The organism is Streptomyces sp. HSS9-12 (assembly GCF_054963655.1).
In genome coordinates this window covers 13,346-30,698 of the sequence record NZ_JBUEGC010000065.1, presented here as the reverse complement: position 1 = coordinate 30,698, position 17,353 = coordinate 13,346, and the positions used below count along the sequence as shown (strand labels likewise).

The following is a 17,353-nucleotide window of genomic DNA, read 5'->3' as shown; positions in this document are numbered from 1 at the left end:
GGTCCCGGCAGGGTGCCCGGTGCCCGTGCGGGCCCCGCCCGCGCCCGGACCCGGGACGCGAACGGCCCGAACCGCGCTTCAGCGGTGAGATCGGCGATCTCTCCACGCACCGAGCAGCGCACCACTCGCGCACCCTGAGCCGCCGCCACCCGCCGCGCCCCACCGCAGGCGACGGACGGGCCTTCCAGGGCATGGTCCGCGGCGGCGAGGGCCGCCAAGTCCGCGGCCCCACCCGCCCGGTGCCGCACCACCACCGCCTGCCCCATCGCCAACACGACGGCGAACACCACGCACAGGGCCGCGGCAAGCACGGCCGTGCATACCGTCGCCGACCCCCGGTCGTCACGGGCGTTCACCGCTTCTCCCCGGCCCTGTCAGCCGCCTCCGGCTTGGCCGACGGGCTCGGGGGCTCGTCGGAAGCCGCCTCGCCACCGAGTGCGGCCGCCTCGTCGAGCGCTGCGGCCTGGGCGTGCAGCCGCAGTGACAGCGGCCCAGGTCCCGCCGACGGCGCCTCGACCCGCACCCGCACCAGATCTCCCTCGCGGGCCAGGGCGACCTCAGCGCCGCGCGGGGCGGCCGACCGTGCCGCGGCCAGTACGGCCGCCCGCGGCTCAGACCGTGCGGCGGCACGTGCGCCGGCCCGCGCCGCGTCCACGCACTGGATCTGCGCCGCGGCGGCCATCAGCCCCCACAGCAGCACCATCGCGAACAGGGCCAGGGTCGGCAGTACCACGGCCGTCTCGGCCGTCACGGAGCCCCGGTCGGACGGATCAGAACTGCGCATCGAGCGCCTTTCCGATCAGCGACTCGAGCGCCGCCGACACCGCCCCACTGGTCACCACCTTGTACAGGACCGCAGCGAAGCCGCACGCCGCGATGGTCCCCATCGCGTACTCGGCGGTGGTCATTCCGGCGTCCTTCCCAGCCCGTCGCAGCGCACGCCAGCGTCGGCCAATCTGCTTGAAGTCGAACATGTCCGTCCCTCGCTCTCACTCTCGGTCTCCTGCCGGACCGCTCCCCGGTCAGCCGCCGTGGAGCAGCCCACTCGCCAGCCCGATCAGCACGGGCGCCACGCCAACGGTCAAAAATGCGGGCAGAAAGCACAGCCCCAGTGGGGCGGTCACCAGCACCGCCGCCCGGCGGGCAGCGGCAGTGGCCGTCCGTGCCCGTTCCGCCCGGTGGTGAGTGGCCAGCCGGGTCACCGGCTCCACCGCCGGGACGCCCGTCGCCTGAGCCCGCTCCAGGCAGCGCGCCAGCCCGTACGCGCCAGGAAGAGCCCCCAAGCGGCCCCAGGCCGCTGCCGGTTCGGCCCCGAGCCTCAGCTCGGCCGCCGCCTGCACCAGCCGGTCACCGACCAGACCGCCGAGCGAGCCGCCGACCGCCTCGGCCGCTTCCCGAGGCCCTGCGCCTGCCGCGAGGCAGGCGGCCAGCAGATCCGCAGCCAGCGGCAGGTCCCGGGCCGCCGTGTCCGCACGGTCCGTCCCCACAGCCTTCGTCGCGCGCCGGCGCCACCACGCCCGTACGGCGTACGCGGCCACGAGACCCAGCAAGCAGCCCGGAACCCCGCCGACGAGGACGAAGCAGGACAGGCCCGTGGCCGCCGGCTGCCAGCGGTCCCGAACAGCCCCGCACCGGGCCGCGGTCCAGGCGCGGCAGACCTCCCGCAGCCCACCCCACGGGCCGCACCGTGCTCCGCGCTCACCCAGCAGAGGCGCCAGGCGGCGGCGCGCCGCGCGCCGCCGGCGGGTCTCGCACACGGCTCTGGCCCCGCACACCGCCGCGGCGGAGGCCCACACCAATACCCCCAGCCTGTGGACGACGTCGACGTTCACGCGGTCTCCGAGTCCCGTCGGCCGGCCGCGGACCGTACGATCTGCCTCGTCCAGAGGAGCCCCGCGGCCTCCAGCGCACCGCCGACGGCCAGACAGCCCCACCCCGCCGGGGTGTGCAGCAGTACCCGCAACGGCTCGGCGCCCAGAGCACTACCCATCAGCAGCCCGAAGACGGGAAGCGCCGCCAGCATCGCGGCCGTTGATCTCGCGCCCGCCAGCTGGGCGTCCAACTCCTCGCTCTGCTCTCGCTCGGTGCGCAGCGCCCGGGCGACCCGTTCCAGCCCCGAGGCCAGGCCTGCTCCGCCGTCCGCCGCGACTTCCCAGCAGGCCGCGACGCCCAACAGCCCTTCCGCACCGGGCTGCTGGGCTGCCTGCCGCAGCGCGCCCGGTACATCCCCGCCGAACCGAGCCGCCGCCATCAGCGCGGCCCCCATCGCTCTGGCACCGGCGGGCCGCCGGTCGCCCGGGCGGGGACTGTCCGTGCCGTGCCCCGCCATCAGCGCCGTCTGCAACGCCTCGTTCGGCTGCCGCCCGGCGCGTAACTCACCTGCCACCGCCCCACACAGGGTGATCACTTCTGTCGCCCTTCGGGCACAGGCGCTGCGCCGTTCCCGCAGCCGCAGCCACCGCCGCACGAGCGGCACGGCGGCCACGGCCGCGAGCAGAGGCAGCACGGAATCTCCCAGCAGCGCGACGGCGCCGCCGATCGGCAGACACAGGAGTTCGCGCCCGGGCCGTTCGCCGGGCAGCGCCCGCCACCACCGCCGGGCACCAGAGGCCAACTCGGCCAAAAACCCGGGGAGTCCGCCCCCGTGCGGTGGCACAACACCGCCTCCCGCCAACAGCAGCCGTGCCCTGCGCCGCGCTGGATCCCGTCCGGAGTGCGCCCAGGCCGCCAGGCCCGCGCACAACGCGGCCGCGTACAGCGGCGCGGATCCCGCTCCCGCAGCCCCGCCCGTCACCGCGCGCCTCCGCCCCGCACCGACGGCTCGGCCCCAGGGCCCAGCAGACCGGCCAGGCGCCGCCATCCCCGCTCCGGTACGAAGCCGTCAGGGCTCCACACCACGGCCGGCACGGTCCTGACAAAACCAGAGCCGTCCCGCTCCAGCACATGGACTTCGGCGACCCGGCGCCGCCCGGCACGGTCCCGTACCAGGTGCACCACCACGGACAGCGCCGCCGCCAACTGGCTGTGCAGCGCGGCCCGGTCGAGCCCCGCGGTGGAGCCGAGTGCCTCCAGCCGCGCGGGGACATCCGCTGCGGCGTTGGCGTGCACCGTCCCGCAGCCGCCCTCATGTCCCGTGTTCAAGGCTGCGAGGAGATCTGTCACCTCCTCACCGCGCACCTCGCCGACCACCAGCCGGTCCGGTCGCATCCGCAGCGCCTGCCGTACGAGATCCCGCAGTGTGACCCGACCGGTGCCTTCCTGGTTCGCCGGCCGTGCCTCGAGCCGCACCACATGCGGATGGTCGGGTCTCAACTCCGCGGAGTCCTCGGCCAGGACGATCCGTTCGTCAGGTGACACCAGCCCCAGCAGGGTGCTGAGGAGGGTCGTCTTGCCGGAGCCCGTCCCGCCGCTGATGAGAAAGGACAGCCGCGCGTCCAGCATCCCCCGCAGCAGCCGGTCGCCGCCCGGCGGTACGGTCCCCGCCGCGACCAGTTCGTCAAGGCCGAACGCTCTCGGGCGCACCACCCGCAGCGACAGGCAGGTCGATCCGACGGCCACCGGCGGCAGCACCGCGTGCAGCCGGGTGCCGTCCGGCAACCGGGCGTCCACCCACGGCCTCGCGTCGTCCAGCCGTCGCCCCGCCACTGCCGCCAGGCGCTGTGCGAGCCGGCGCACCGCCGCCGCGTCGGGAAAGGCGACCTCCGTACGCTCCAGCCCGTGGCCCCGGTCCACCCACACCTCGTCCGGCGCGATCACCAGTACATCGGTGACCTCCGGCTCGCCGAGCAGCGGCTCCAGCGGGCCGCTGCCGACCAGCTCCGAGCGCAGCTTGGTCACCACACCGAGTACCTCGGTGTCGCCGAGCAGCCTCCCCTCCTCCCTCAGGGCGGCAGCCACGCGGGCGGGCGTGGGGTCCGCCCCGGTCTCCGCGAGGCGCAGCCGCACGGCCTCCAGCAGCGGCTCCGGCAGCGAAACGTCCATCGAACCGCCCAATACCGTGCTCCCGCGGCTCATGCGGTGCCCCTGCCTTCCCCTGTGCCGGAAGCGACGCTCGCGGGCAGCACCTGCTCCCAGAACGCGGCGCAGAACCGGGCCAGCGGCCCACGGCCGTCAGCCCCCGGCGGAGCCCCCCGGGTGGTGGCCTCCAGAAGGCCCGGCTCCGACGGGAGTACGCCCGCGAGCGGCAGTTCCAGAAGCCGGGCGATCTCCTCGTCGTCCAGCCCGGGGCCGCCCGGCGAGCGGACGACCGCTCGCAGATCCCCCAGCACCATGCGCACCGCCCCCGCGACCCGGTGCGCGGCGACCACGGCGCGCAGCTCCGCGGGCACGACCAGCAGCCCTACGTCCAGCTGGGCGAGGGCCTCGGCGGCCGCTTCGTCCACCCTCCGCGGCACATCGACGACCACCACACCGCCGCGCCTGCGCGCGGCGGCCAGCACCGCCCGCATCGCCTCCGGCGGTACGGCCACGGCATCGCTCCGGTCCCAGCTCAGCACACGCAGCGAGTGCAGCTCGGGCAGCGACTCCTCCAGCGCTTCGCAACCGACCCGGCCGCGCGACTGGGCGAAGGCGGGCCAGCGCAGTCCTTCGGCGTCCTCTCCGCCCAGCAGCACATCGAGTCCGCCACCGAGTGGATCGCCGTCGACGAGCAGGGTGCGCCGGCCCGCTCGGGCGGCGCTCACGGCCAAGGCGCAAGCCAGGGTGCTGGCCCCGGCACCACCGCGGCCGCCGATCACGCCCACCGTCAGCGCCTGCTCGCCGGCACCTTCCACAGCGTCGGCGATCCGGTCGACCAGCCAGGTCTCCGCGTCGGGCAGGAAGACCACATGGTCAGCGCCGATGTCCACCGCCTGCCGCCAGACACCCGGGTCGTCCAGGTCCCGTCCCACCAGCAGGACCCCGGATCTGCGGACCGCCCCGCGCAGGCGGTGCGCCGCGTCGTCCCCGACCAGGACCAGCGGGGCCGTTTCCCAGCCGCCTGTGCGGGCGGGCAGGCCGTACGAGACCTCCGGCTCGGCGCCGGCCGCGGCGCACAGCCGCAGCAGGTCGTCAAGCAGCCGCTCGTCCTCCGTGACGATCAGCGGTCGGCCCGATTGTCCATCGGCGGTCCTGAACCGATCGGATGTCGTGGATCCAGCCACAGTTCCCTCCCCGTCTCGCTTCGCGCTCTTGCGTTCGCGAACATCGCGGGAATCACCGTGCAGGCATCCTGGAAATGTTGTGGATCTTGGTCCAAAACTGTGGACAACTCATGAGTTGTGAATATCCCGGTCACCTATACCAGCGACTTCCGCTCCGCAGCGCACTGATTACACTGGGTTACGCACATGCATGTGGCACCGCCGCGCGGCACTGAGCAACCGGAAGGAGCCGTGATCGGAAATGAACGGCAAAACGGCCCCGGACATGCGACGACCCCCGCCGGGGGGGAGAGCGGGGGTCGTCCCCACGGCCGACTCGGGGGGGGAGGAGTCGGACCGGGTTAGCACGGTCGCGAACGATCCGTGACTTCCATGGTGTACCCGAGAGCCTTCTCAGGCAAACCCACGCGCCCCAGCTTACGCCGAATGGCGGGCGCCTATGCTCAGCCTCGTGGAAAACCACTCCTTGCCGCGCACAGCCGCCTTCTTCGATCTCGACAAGACGGTGATTGCGAAGTCGAGCGCGCTGACCTTCAGCAAGTCCTTCTATCAAGGTGGCCTGATCAACCGCAGGGCCGTACTGCGCACCGCCTACGCCCAGTTCGTCTATCTCGTGGGCGGTGCCGACCACGACCAGACGGAGCGGATGCGGGAGTATCTCTCCGCCCTGTGCCGCGGGTGGAACGTCCAGCAGGTGCGGGAGATCGTCGCCGAGACCCTGCACGACCTGATCGACCCGATCATCTACGACGAGGCGGCCTCGCTCATCGAGCGGCACCACACCGCCGGCCGCGATGTCGTGATCGTCAGCACCTCGGGCGCGGAGGTCGTGGAGCCGATCGGCGAGCTGCTCGGTGCCGACCGGGTGATCGCCACCCGCATGATCGTCGAGGACGGCTGCTTCACAGGGGAGATCGAGTACTACGCCTACGGACCGACCAAGGCAGAGGCCATCGCCCAGCTTGCCGAGAGCGAGGGGTACGACCTGGCGCGCTGCTACGCCTACAGCGACTCGGTGACCGATATCCCGATGCTCGAGTCCGTCGGGCATCCCTACGCCGTCAATCCCGACCGAGGGCTGCGCCGCGAGGCTGTCGCCCGTGGCTGGCCGGTGCTCACCTTCAACCGTCCCGTCCGGCTGAAGCAGCGGTTGCCGTCGCTGTCCCTCCCGCCCCGCCCGGTGCTCGCGCTGGTCGCCGCGGTGGGCGCGGCCGCCGTCACCGCCGGACTGGTCTGGTACGCCAGCCGACGCCGAACCCCCTATGCCCCCGTTTGACGTTATGGGTAAAGAACCGAAGGCGGCTCTTCCGCTTATCCGGGTCCTGGAGTACAAAGGAGGCAACGGCCCGCGAGACCAGGGAAATCCGGGAGGATCTTCCCGCTGACGCACCAGGCCCCACGGACCGAAGCACGGACGCAGGGCACCCACGCGACGCCGACCCGTCGATTACGGGCCAGCCGCACCAGGTGACGGGCAAAGCATCCGACCTGATGGGCATCTATCGTGCACGCCTGGTAACCCGGTGAACGTGCCAGCGGCGGTACCACACTTGGTACCGCCGCAACCTTGTTCACGCTGGGGTCAGTTCTCCGCGGTCAGCTCTCCCGGTCGGCCGACATTCCGGCGTGCCCCGGCGTCGTCGGCTCAGGCGGCGCCGCGCTGGAGCGCCTCGCACACCGCCGTGGTCTCCCGCACCCCGAGCTCCACCGCGCGCCCGCAGTGGCTGATCCACTCGGCCATCCCCTCCGGCGTCCCGGAGACATAGCCGTCGAGGGCCGCCTTGTAGGCCGCGCTCCCCAGTTCGGCGTGCCCAACCTCGGCCGGACAGATGGACTTCGGGTCCAGCCCGCTGCCGACCAGTACGATCCGCTGCGCCGCCCGTGCCACCAGACCGTTGTGCGACCCGAAAGGCCGTAGCGCCAGCAGTTCGCCATGCACCACCGCGGCGGTCACCAGCGCCGGTGCTTGGCCCTCCCGTTGCCCGCCGCCGCCTGCCTGCGAGCCACCTGCCCCGGAAGACGCCAACAGCAGCCCCGCCAGCCCCTCCAGGCGCCCGGCCACCTCGTCGGCGTCCGGAAGCGGCAGCTCGATCAAAGGCTCCCACACCGTCTCGCCTGCCAGGCGCGGGCGCCCCACGGTCTGATCCGGGGCGGACCCACCCGCCGCAAGCAGATGCAGCCGGGCCAGCACCCGCAGCGGCGACTGCCGCCAGACGCTGAGCAATTGCCCCGCCTCGGCGGTCAGCCGCAGCGCCGCACCCACCGTCCTCGGCTCGCCCTCGCCCCCGAAGTCGCTGCGCCGACGCACCTCCTCCAGCGCCCAGTCGGCGCCGGCCAGCGCCGCGGAGCCGCGCGCTCCACGCAGGGCGGCCTCCGCGGTGATCTCGTTGCTGCGACGGCGCATCACCCGATGGCCGTAAACCCGGTCCACGGCTTTGCGCACGGAGTCCACGGAGTCAGCCACGCCCGGGAGCACACCGAGAGCGGCCAGCGGATCGGCATTCGTACCCATGGGTACGACCCTACGCACTCAGCACCCCGGCCCCTCGATGGAGTGGTCTTCTTCACGCACAGCGCTTACTCAAGGCAGCAATGCGCTTACTCTTGGTGAATATGAAGATCGCTTTCGTAGGGAAGGGCGGCAGCGGCAAGACCACGCTGTCCTCACTGTTCATTCGTCGCCTCGCCACCGCCCGCGTCCCCATGGTCGCGGTGGACGCCGATATCAACCAGCACTTGGGCCCGGCCCTCGGTCTCGACGAGGCGACGGCCGCCGCGCTGCCCGCCATGGGAGCGCACCTGCCGTTGATCAAGGACTATCTGCGGGGCACCAACCCGCGCATCGCCTCCGCCGAGACCATGATCAAGACCACGCCGCCGGGCGAGGGTTCGCGCCTGTTGCGGATCCGGGAGGACAACCCGGTCTACGCCGCCTGCGCCCGGTCCGTACAACTCGAGGGTGGCGATCAGGTACAGCTCATGGTGACCGGCCCCTTCACCGAGTCCGATCTCGGGGTCGCCTGTTATCACTCGAAGGTCGGGGCGGTCGAGCTGTACCTCAACCATCTTGTCGACGGCCGGGACGAATACGTCGTCGTCGACATGACGGCCGGCTCCGACTCCTTTGCCTCCGGGATGTTCACCCGTTTCGACGCGACCTTCCTGGTGGCCGAGCCCACCCGGAAGGGCATCGCGGTCTACCGCCAGTACAAGGAGTACGCCCGCGACTTCGGCGTCGCCCTGCACGTCATCGGCAACAAGGTTCAGGGGCCGGACGATCTGGACTTCCTGCGCGAGGAGGTCGGCGATGATCTGCTGGTCACCGTCGGCTACTCCGACTGGGTGCGGGCGATGGAGAAGGGCCGCCCGCCCCGCTTTGAGCTGCTGGAACCCGCCAACCGCCGTGCGCTGGAACTGGTCCACGCAACGGCCGACAGCGCATACGAGCGGCGCGACTGGGAGCGCTACACACGCCAGATGGTGCACTTCCATCTGAAGAACGCGGAGAGCTGGGGGAACGCCAAGACCGGCGCTGATCTGGCGGCCCAGGTTGATCCCGCCTTCACCTTGGACGAGAGGGCGGCGACCGCTCCGCAGCCCGCGTGACGGAAGACCGGCGTCAGCACTGATCCCCGCCGTTGCGGCGGTGGGGATCAGTAGCACTTATTCACTCGATCGAAGCAAGTAACGCCGCCCCTGACAGGCACGTCTTGCCCTGCTCTTTACTCAGAATTACGATTCGTTTACTCAGAGTTGAGGGTCGTCGGGCGAGCACCACCGTGTCGGTTCCCGGACGATTCGCCATCCCGCCGCTGTACGCCGTGACCCACGGCCGCGTATGACCGCGACCGCGCAGCCCCGGAGGAGACGGGAACCATGTCTGCCTGCACCCCCACGAGCATCGAACGCCCCTCGAGCGCCCTTCGCCCGGCCCACCCCCTCTCGGCCGAGCCCACGCCCCGCAAACCCGACCCCGGCCCGCCGCCCGCAGGCCCCGGGCGCGCCCGGCTCCGGGCCGCCGATGTCTCCGCGTCCGTCACCGTCTTCCTGATCGCGATCCCGATGTCCCTCGGGCTCGCGGTCGCCATCGGCGCCCCGCTCCAGGCCGGGCTCGTCGGCGCGGCGGTCGGCGGCATCCTCGGCGGACTGCTCGGCGGCACCCCGCTCCAGGTCAGCGGGCCGTCCGCGGGCCTCACCGTCGTCACCGCCGAGCTGATCCAGCTCTACGGCTGGCGCACCACCTGCGCCCTCACCATCTGCGCCGGGGTGCTCCAAATCTGCCTGGGCTGCCTGAAGACGGCGCGCAGTGCACTCGCCGTCAGCCCCGCCATCGTTCACGGCACCCTGGCCGGCATCGGTGTCGCCATCGCCCTGGCCCAACTGCACATCGTGCTCGGCGCCGCCCCGGAGAGCACCACGCTCGACAACCTCCGAGCCGTGCCGGGCCAGTTGGCCGATATGGATCCCGCGGCTCCGGCGATCGGGGCGCTGACCATCGCCGTGCTGGTCGTATGGGGCCGGGTTCCGGGCCGTACGGGCCGGCTGCTGCGCCGGGTCCCTGCCGCGCTCGCCTCGGTGGCGGTGGCGACGGCCGTGGCGTCGATGGCCGCGCCCGGACTGGAGCGCGTCGACCTGCCGTCGTGGCGGGCGCACGTCCTGCCGGAGGTCCCCCACGGACCGGTGCTGGGCCTGGTGGCGGCGGTGTTCACGGTCATGCTGGTGGCGAGCCTGGAGTCGCTGCTGTCAGCGGTGGCCGTCGACAAGCTGACGGCCAGCCGACCAGGTCCGGCCGGGCGCCGCGCGGACCTGGACCGGGAGCTGCGCGGCCAAGGCGTGGCCAACGCCGTGTCGGGCCTCCTGGGCGGGCTTCCGGTCTCCGGTGGCGCGGTGCGCAGCTCAGCCAACGTACGCGCCGGGGCGGTCAGCCGGGGCGCCAGTGTGCTGCATGGCGTGTGGGTGCTAGTGGCGGCCGGGCTCCTGGTCGCCCTGCTGGAGCTGATTCCACTGGCAGCGCTGGCGGCGCTGGTAATGGTGGTCGGCGTGCAGATGGTGAGCTTCGCGCACATCCGCAATGTGCACCGGCACCAGGAGTTCCCGGTCTACGCGGCGACGGTCGCTGGCGTGGTGCTGATCGGAGTGCTGGAGGGCGTGGCCGTGGGCATTGCCGTCGCGGTGGCCTTCGCACTGCACCGATTGACCCGTACCCGCCTCACCATAGAGCAGGTGAGGGGGACTCACCGGGTACGAGTGCGCGGCCAGTTGACGTTCCTCGCGGTCCCACGGCTGAGCCGGGTGCTGGCCCAGGTGCCGGAACGGGCGCACGCGGTGGTGGAGCTGGACGGCTCCTTCATGGACCACGCAGCGTACGAAACTGTGCAGCACTGGCGGGACACCCACACCTCCCTCGGCGGCACGGCCACCATCACCCGCCGGGCCGCGGAGCGGATCGCCGAGCCCGCCTCCGCACACATCTGCCGCCCGTGGACCCCATGGCGCAATCATCACTGCACGCAGCCACAGTCCGCGAGTCAGGCGACAGCCGTCGGCGGTCAGCTGGCCAGCGGGCTGAGCGCGTTCCAGCGGAACACCGCTCCGCTGGTGCGGGGGGAGCTGGCGCGCCTGGCCCGTGAGGGACAACGGCCCTCCCAGCTGTTTCTGACCTGCGCCGACTCCCGGCTTGTGACCAGCATGATCACCTCAAGCGGGCCGGGCGATCTGTTCACGGTGCGGAATGTGGGCAACCTGGTGCCGTTGCCCGGTTCTGAGGCAGGCGACGACTCGGTGGCGGCCGCGATCGAGTACGCCGTCGACGTCCTGAAGGTCAGCAGCATCACGGTGTGCGGGCACTCCGGCTGCGGGGCCATGCAGGCGCTGCTCGGCTCGGCGCCCGGCGGGCCCCAGACGCCACTGAAGCGCTGGTTGCGGCACGGCCTGCCCAGCCTGGAGCGCATGGCACGCCAGGGTGACGGTGCCCCGCGGATCGTCGACCGGCCGTCGGCCGATGCCGTCGAGCAGCTGTGCCTGGACAATGTGGTCCAGCAGCTGCACCATCTTCAGGCCCATGAGTCCGTGGCCCGCCGGATGGCCGATGGCTCACTGGAGCTGCACGGTATGTACTTCCATGTCGGGGAGGCGCAGGCGTATCTTCTGGACCCCACGATCGGGGCGTTTGTCCGAGTACATCCTGATTCGCTGACCCACCAGGAAAGGGCCGGCGAAGAGGTCTAAACCAGCTGTCCCGTCGCCCCTTGTCAGGGTGCGGCATGGCCTGATGAGCTATGGCCTGGGACACAACGGACACCCTGGGAAAGGGAGATGTCGTGAGCAACGAAAGCCTGGCCAACCTGCTCAAGGAGGAGCGGCGGTTCACACCCCCCGCCGAGCTGGCCGCCGCAGCCAATGTCACCGCGGATGCCTATGAGAAGGCCAAGGCGGATCGGCTGGGCTTCTGGGCCGAGCAGGCTCGTCGACTGTCCTGGGCCACCGAGCCGACGGAGACTCTCGACTGGTCCAATCCGCCCTTCGCCAAGTGGTTCTCCGACGGCAAGCTCAATGTCGCCTACAACTGCGTGGACCGGCATGTCGAGAACGGGCTCGGTGACCGGGTCGCCATCCACTTCGAGGGCGAACCGGGCGACACCCGCTCGATCACCTACGCCGAGCTGCAGCGTGAGGTCTCCAAGGCGGCCAACGCCCTGATCGAGCTGGGCGTCCGGGCGGGCGACCGGGTCGCGATCTATCTGCCGATGATCCCCGAAGCGGTCGTCTCGATGCTGGCCTGCGCCCGCATCGGCGCCCCGCACTCGCTCGTCTTCGGCGGCTTCTCGGCGGACGCGCTCGCCACCCGCATCCAGGACGCCGACGCCCGCGTCGTCATCACCTCCGACGGTGGCTACCGGCGCGGCAAGCCCTCGGCGCTCAAGCCCGCCGTCGACGAGGCGCTGACCCGCCCCGGTACGGAGAATGTCCGCAACGTCCTCGTCGTCCGCCGCACCGGCCAGGAGGTGGACTGGACTTCGGGCCGCGACGTGTGGTGGCACGAGCTGATGGACCGCCAGTCGGAGCAGCACACCCCGGAGGCGTTCGACGCCGAGCACCCGCTCTTCATCCTCTACACCTCCGGTACGACCGGTAAGCCGAAGGGCATCCTGCACACCTCCGGCGGCTACCTCACCCAGGTGTCGTACACCCACCACGCCGTCTTCGACCTCAAGCCGGAGACCGACGTCTACTGGTGCACCGCCGACGTCGGCTGGGTGACCGGCCACTCGTACATCGTCTACGGCCCGCTGGCCAACGGCGCCACCGAAGTCCTCTACGAGGGCACGCCGGACACCCCGCACCAGGGCCGCTGGTGGGAGATCGTGCAGAAGTACGGCGTCACGCTCCTGTACACCGCCCCGACCGCGATCCGCGCCTGCATGAAGTGGGGCGATGACATCCCGGCCAAGTTCGACCTCTCCAGCCTGCGGATCCTGGGATCGGTCGGTGAGCCGATCAACCCCGAGGCCTGGATCTGGTACCGCAAGCACATCGGCGGCGACCGGACCCCCGTGGTCGACACCTGGTGGCAGACGGAGACCGGCGGCATCATGATCAGCCCGCTGCCGGGGGTCACCGAGACCAAGCCCGGCTCGGCACAGGTCCCGCTCCCTGGCATCTCGGCCACCGTCGTCGACGACGACGGCCACGAGGTCCCCAACGGCTCCGGCGGCTACCTGGTCCTCACCGAGCCGTGGCCGTCCATGCTCCGTACGATCTGGGGCGACGACCAGCGCTACCTTGACACCTACTGGTCGCGGTTCGAGGGCCGCTACTTCGCCGGCGACGGCGCGAAGAAGGACGACGACGGCGACATCTGGCTGCTCGGCCGGGTCGACGACGTGATGCTGGTGTCCGGCCACAACATCTCCACCACCGAGGTGGAGTCGGCGCTGGTGTCCCACCCCAAGGTCGCCGAGGCCGCGGTCGTGGGCGCCACCGACCCGCAGACCACCCAGGCCATCTGCGCCTTTGTCATCCTGCGCGGCACCGTGTCGGAGGACGAGGGCCTGGTCGAGGAGCTGCGGGCGCATGTCGCCAAGACGCTCGGCCCGATCGCCAAGCCCAAGCGGATCCTGCCGGTGGCCGAGCTGCCCAAGACCCGCTCCGGCAAGATCATGCGCCGGCTGCTGCGCGATGTCGCCGAGAACCGCGCCCTCGGTGATGTCACGACGCTCACCGACTCCTCCGTCATGGAGCTCATCCAGAGCAAGCTGCCGAGCGCTCCCAGCGAGGACTGACGCAGGCGGCCCTGCCCCGCACAAGGGGCGTCCGGAGCAGTGTCCGGGCGCCCCTTACGCGTTCTGTCAGGCTTGTCATCTGGGGCGCGCCGGGGCGACATCGCCTTCGCCCTCGCCGTCCTGGCCGTCATCGGTACTTCCCTGCCCTCCTCCCTGCGGGCCTTCCTGCTCATCCTTGCCGTCGTCGACGACCTGGTCACGATCCTGATCATCGCGGTCTCGACGCGGATCTCCACCACGCGCTGCGCCGGCGAGAACCTCGCCTGGGCGGACGTACTCGCGGTCGCCGCCGCGCCGGGATCGGCTTCACCGTCTCCTCATCGGCGAGCCGGCCTTCCCCCACGACCCGCTGCTCGCCGACGAGGTCGAGGCGGCCGTACTGACCGGCTCGTCCATCGCAGCGGTCCTCGCGAGCGTCCTGCTCAAGGTGCGGGACGTGCGCTACCAGAGGCTCTGCGCCGACGAAGAGCGGGACGAGGAGCAGGACGGCATCCCCGACATCTACGAGCCCGGCAACCCGGAATACCACCTCCGGATGGCGGCCATCCTCGAGGCGAAGGCCGCCGAGCACCGCCGGCTCGCCGCGGCGGCCGCGCGGCAAAGCCCCGCGGGCGGGAGCACAAAGGACGACAGTCCGGCATGATCTGGAGGGCAACCGACTGGTAGGTCCGACAGGAAATCCGGCATCCGGCGCGAACTCCGGCAGAACTCCGGCAGGATCACCGGCACGCCCGACAGAGCAGAGAAGAGGAGATGAAGCGATGAGCACAGCCGAGCAGGACGGCGACCGCAGCCTCGGCCAGTTGGTCGCCTCGGCGACGGCCGAGCTGTCCGCCCTGGTGCACGACGAGATCGCCCTGGCCAAGGCCGAGATCCGCCGGGACATCAAGCGCGTGGGCATCGGCGGCGGGGCGATCGCGGCAGCCGGGGTCCTGGCGCTGTTCGCCCTCCCGGTGCTGAGCTTCGCCGCGGCGTACGGCATCCACAACCTCGGTCTGGGCCTCGCCTGGTCCTTCCTCATCGTCGGCGGCGCCTATCTGCTGATCGCCGCGCTCCTCGGGCTCGTCGCCGTCGCCAAGCTCAAGAAGATCAAGCCCCCGCGGAAGAGCATCACCTTGGCCAAGGAGACGGCTGCCGTGCTGGGGAGCGTCAAGCCGCATCCGCGTCGTGCCGACGGCAAGCTTCCGGCCGGCTCGACTGTGACACGCTCATCCGTATGACCTCCGACACTGCCGGCTCCGTCGTACGGCCCGACGGCCCCTGGACGCACCGCGATGTCGCCGCCAACGGCGCGCGCTTCCATATCGCCGAGGTCGGCGACGGCCCGCTGGTCCTGCTACTGCACGGCTTTCCGCAGTTCTGGTGGACGTGGCGGCACCAGCTGACGGCGCTCGCCGACGCGGGCTTCCGGGCGGTCGCCATGGACCTGCGCGGGGTCGGGGGCAGCGACCGTACGCCCCGTGGCTACGACCCCGCCAACCTCGCACTCGACGTGACCGGGGTGATCCGTTCCCTCGGCGAGCCGGACGCCGCACTCGTCGGCCATGACCTGGGCGGCTATCTGGCGTGGACGGCTGCCGTGATGCGGCCCAAGCTGGTGCGGCGGCTGGCGGTCTGTTCGATGCCGCATCCGCGGCGCTGGCGCTCGGCGATGCTCTCCGACCTCCGGCAGAGCGCGGCCGGCAAGCACATCTGGGGCTTCCAGCGGCCCTGGCTGCCGGAGCGCCGGCTGGTCACGGACAACGCGGAGCTGGTGGGCCAGCTGATCCGGGACTGGTCGGGCCCCCGGCTGCCCGAGGACAGGGCCATCCAGACCTACCGGCGGGCGATGACCATCCCGTCGACGGCTCACTGCTCGATCGAGCCCTACCGCTGGATGGTGCGATCGATGGCGCGGCCCGACGGCATCCAGTTCAACCGGCGCATGAAGCGGCCGGTGCGGGTGCCAACGCTGCATCTTCACGGCTCACTCGACCCGGTGATGCGCACGCGCAGCGCGGCCGGTTCCGGGGAGTACGTCGAGGCGCCGTACCGCTGGCGGCTGTTCGACGGGCTCGGCCACTTCCCCCATGAGGAGGATCCCGTCGCCTTCTCCACCGAGCTGGTGAGCTGGCTGAAGGACCCCGAGCCGGACCGGTAGCGGCCCCCTGCCCGGGCCCCTCCGGGCCGCTCGTACGCTCTTCCGTCGAACGGCCAATTGCCTCGCGCATACGCCAATTGGCGGTCCCATGGGCGGTTACGGACCTTGGGGCCCGGGCACAGTCCCCGATATGGGCTGGACTCACGACTACCGTGACACCGTGGGGACCGGGGGTCCCCAGGCCGTAGGGACCACTCCCAGGCGAGCGGTCACCTCTGACCGTCCGGACGACCGTTCGGGCGATCCACGCCTCGGCATTCCGCGCATCCTCCGCCGCCGCGCCCGCTGGGTGTCGGCGCGGCTGCGCCATTCACGCAGCTAGTGCCGCGTCAGCCAGGGTTTGCCCGGTAGCGAGGTGGACCTGGTGCGGTCAGCTGCAAGGCGCCGGATCGGCCTCGTAGTGGGCCTACGCGGTCGATCGGGCAACGCAGCAGATGGCCGTGCCAGGGCGGCGAGCGGGGCAAACCCTGGCTGACGCGGCACTAGGGCCTTGACAGGGCCTAGCGCACCCGCAACGGGCTAAAGCGCACACCCTTCGGTGTCCACGGGCCTGTCGGCCGAGCGGCCTTGGACGACGTCCTGACGTACCTCGTCGGCCGTCAGCGCGTAGCCGGTGTTGGCGTCGTCGAGCGACTTGGCGAAGACCACGCCGGAGACGCGGCCGTCCGGAGTCAGCAGCGGGCCACCGGAGTTGCCCTGCCGGACCGTGGCGTAGAGGGAGTAGACATCGCGCCGTACGGTGCCGCGGTGGTAGATGTCCGGGCCGTTGGCCTGGATACGGCCGCGGACGCGCGCTGCCCGTACGTCGAAGGCGCCGTTCTCCGGGAAGCCGGCGACGATCGCGCTGTCACCGCTGTTCGCGTCCCGCTCGGTGAACTTCAGGGCGGGCGCGTTCAGGTTGGGGACGCGCAGGACGGCGATGTCGCGCTGCCAGTCGTAGAGCACGACGGTCGCGTCATAGAGCTTGCCCTGGCCGCCGATCTGCACGGTGGGCTCGTCGACGCCGCCCACGACGTGAGCGTTCGTCATGACGTGCTGCGGGGAGAAGACGAAGCCGGTGCCCTCCAGGACCTTGCCGCAACCGGGCGCGGTGCCCACGACCTTCACGATGCTGCGCTCGGCGCGGCCAGCGACGGGGCTGCCTGCCAGTCGCGGGTCAGGCGGCGGGACGGAGGTGATCGGCTCGTTGGAGAACGGGCTGAAGACCTGCGGGAAGCCGTTCTGGGCGAGGACGGAACTGAAGTCCGCGAACCAGGTGTTGGTTTGCTCCGGGACCACCTGCGAGACACCGAGCAGCACCTTGGAGTTACGGACCTCCTTGCCGAGCGTCGGCAGGGACGTTCCGGCAAGGGCCGAGCCGATCAGCCAGGCGACCATCAGCATGGCCGCGACATTGACCAGCGCACCTCCGGTGGCGTCCAGCGCCCGGGCCGGGGACCAGGTGATGTACCGGCGCAGCTTGTTGCCCAGATGTGTGGTGCAGGCCTGGCCGACCGACGCGCACACGATCACCACGACCACGGCCGCGACGGCCGCGCCCGTACCCGGCCTCGCCTCGTCGGTGGCCCGGTTCCAGAGCACGGGCAGCAGATAGATCGCGATGAGGCCACCGCCGATGAAGCCGGTCACCGAGAGGATGCCGACGACGAAGCCTTGGCGATACCCGACGACCGCGAACCACACGGCGGCGGCCAGCAGCAGGATGTCCAGCACGTTCACCGAAGATTGCCTCGCATTGATGTCACCGGTCCGGGGTTCCTCTTGTCGTCTTGCGGCCCGGGGTTCGCACC

16 protein-coding genes and 2 pseudogenes are annotated in these 17,353 nt (G+C 71.4%); 9 read left to right on the top strand and 9 right to left on the bottom strand.

Going from position 1 to position 17,353, the window contains the following annotated elements:
- From ACY34J_RS26180 to ssd, 7 genes are all read right to left on the bottom strand, one after another.
- Positions 1–356, bottom strand: a 356-nt coding sequence (locus tag ACY34J_RS26180; protein ID WP_462729088.1) for an Rv3654c family TadE-like protein, incomplete at its 3' end; no start/stop codon positions are given.
- Positions 353–784: a TadE family type IV pilus minor pilin gene (locus tag ACY34J_RS26175; protein ID WP_462729087.1), complete on the bottom strand. Its 432-nt coding sequence runs from the start codon at positions 782–784 to the stop codon at positions 353–355. The genes ACY34J_RS26175 and ACY34J_RS26180, both read right to left, overlap by 4 nt.
- The gene (locus ACY34J_RS26170; RefSeq protein WP_462729086.1) at positions 771–974 is read right to left on the bottom strand and encodes a DUF4244 domain-containing protein; all 204 of its coding nucleotides are present in this window, start codon (positions 972–974) and stop codon (positions 771–773) included. Before ACY34J_RS26170 ends, ACY34J_RS26175 begins: the two co-directional genes overlap by 14 nt.
- 48 nt (positions 975–1,022) lie before the next feature.
- Entirely contained in the window at positions 1,023–1,832 is an 810-nt protein-coding gene (locus tag ACY34J_RS26165) for a type II secretion system F family protein (RefSeq protein WP_462729085.1), read from the bottom strand.
- The gene (locus tag ACY34J_RS26160) at positions 1,829–2,656 is read right to left on the bottom strand and encodes a type II secretion system F family protein (protein WP_462729084.1); all 828 of its coding nucleotides are present in this window, start codon (positions 2,654–2,656) and stop codon (positions 1,829–1,831) included. Before ACY34J_RS26160 ends, ACY34J_RS26165 begins: the two co-directional genes overlap by 4 nt.
- A gap of 134 nt (positions 2,657–2,790) precedes the next feature.
- On the bottom strand, positions 2,791–4,014 hold the full coding sequence (locus ACY34J_RS26155) for a TadA family conjugal transfer-associated ATPase (protein ID WP_462729083.1): 1,224 nt from the start codon (positions 4,012–4,014) through the stop codon (positions 2,791–2,793).
- A complete protein-coding gene (ssd, locus tag ACY34J_RS26150; protein ID WP_462729082.1) occupies positions 4,011–5,141 on the bottom strand; it encodes a septum site-determining protein Ssd in 1,131 nt (376 codons plus the stop codon). The genes ACY34J_RS26155 and ssd overlap by 4 nt, the downstream gene beginning before the upstream one ends.
- Before the next feature lie 439 nt (positions 5,142–5,580).
- Between ssd and ACY34J_RS26145 the strand changes: the two genes are divergently transcribed.
- On the top strand, positions 5,581–6,417 hold the full coding sequence (locus ACY34J_RS26145) for an HAD family hydrolase (RefSeq protein ID WP_462729081.1): 837 nt from the start codon (positions 5,581–5,583) through the stop codon (positions 6,415–6,417).
- Between the two features lie 369 nt (positions 6,418–6,786).
- Here the strand turns inward: ACY34J_RS26145 and ACY34J_RS26140 are convergent, their stop codons facing one another.
- The gene (locus tag ACY34J_RS26140) at positions 6,787–7,653 is read right to left on the bottom strand and encodes a Fic family protein (RefSeq protein WP_462729080.1); all 867 of its coding nucleotides are present in this window, start codon (positions 7,651–7,653) and stop codon (positions 6,787–6,789) included.
- Positions 7,654–7,754: 101 nt separating this feature from the next.
- Between ACY34J_RS26140 and ACY34J_RS26135 the strand changes: the two genes are divergently transcribed.
- From ACY34J_RS26135 to ACY34J_RS26100, 8 genes and pseudogenes are all read left to right on the top strand, one after another.
- Positions 7,755–8,747 carry an ATP-binding protein gene (locus tag ACY34J_RS26135; RefSeq protein WP_462729079.1) on the top strand — a complete coding sequence of 331 codons (993 nt, stop codon included), beginning with the start codon at positions 7,755–7,757 and terminating at the stop codon, positions 8,745–8,747.
- A 270-nt stretch (positions 8,748–9,017) separates the two neighbouring features.
- A complete protein-coding gene (locus ACY34J_RS26130; RefSeq protein WP_462729078.1) occupies positions 9,018–11,369 on the top strand; it encodes a SulP family inorganic anion transporter in 2,352 nt (783 codons plus the stop codon).
- 92 nt (positions 11,370–11,461) lie between these two features.
- The gene (acs, locus tag ACY34J_RS26125) at positions 11,462–13,423 is read left to right on the top strand and encodes an acetate--CoA ligase (RefSeq protein WP_462729077.1); all 1,962 of its coding nucleotides are present in this window, start codon (positions 11,462–11,464) and stop codon (positions 13,421–13,423) included.
- Between the two features lie 39 nt (positions 13,424–13,462).
- Positions 13,463–13,585: pseudogene (locus ACY34J_RS26120) on the top strand (hypothetical protein); the annotation flags it as partial.
- 90 nt (positions 13,586–13,675) lie between these two features.
- A pseudogene (locus ACY34J_RS26115) lies at positions 13,676–14,066 on the top strand (Na+/H+ antiporter NhaA); the annotation flags it as partial.
- Between the two features lie 118 nt (positions 14,067–14,184).
- Positions 14,185–14,643 (top strand): phage holin family protein, encoded by a 459-nt coding sequence (locus tag ACY34J_RS26110; protein ID WP_462729076.1) that lies wholly within the window; start codon positions 14,185–14,187, stop codon positions 14,641–14,643.
- Positions 14,640–15,563 carry an alpha/beta fold hydrolase gene (locus ACY34J_RS26105; protein WP_462729075.1) on the top strand — a complete coding sequence of 308 codons (924 nt, stop codon included), beginning with the start codon at positions 14,640–14,642 and terminating at the stop codon, positions 15,561–15,563. Before ACY34J_RS26110 ends, ACY34J_RS26105 begins: the two co-directional genes overlap by 4 nt.
- Before the next feature lie 130 nt (positions 15,564–15,693).
- Positions 15,694–15,885, top strand: coding sequence for a hypothetical protein (locus ACY34J_RS26100; RefSeq protein WP_462729074.1), 192 nt, complete (start codon positions 15,694–15,696; stop codon positions 15,883–15,885).
- Positions 15,886–16,082: 197 nt separating this feature from the next.
- On the opposite strand, the gene ACY34J_RS26095 is transcribed toward ACY34J_RS26100, so the two are convergent.
- A complete protein-coding gene (locus ACY34J_RS26095) occupies positions 16,083–17,282 on the bottom strand; it encodes a MarP family serine protease (protein WP_462729073.1) in 1,200 nt (399 codons plus the stop codon).
- Positions 17,283–17,353: the final 71 nt, after the last annotated feature.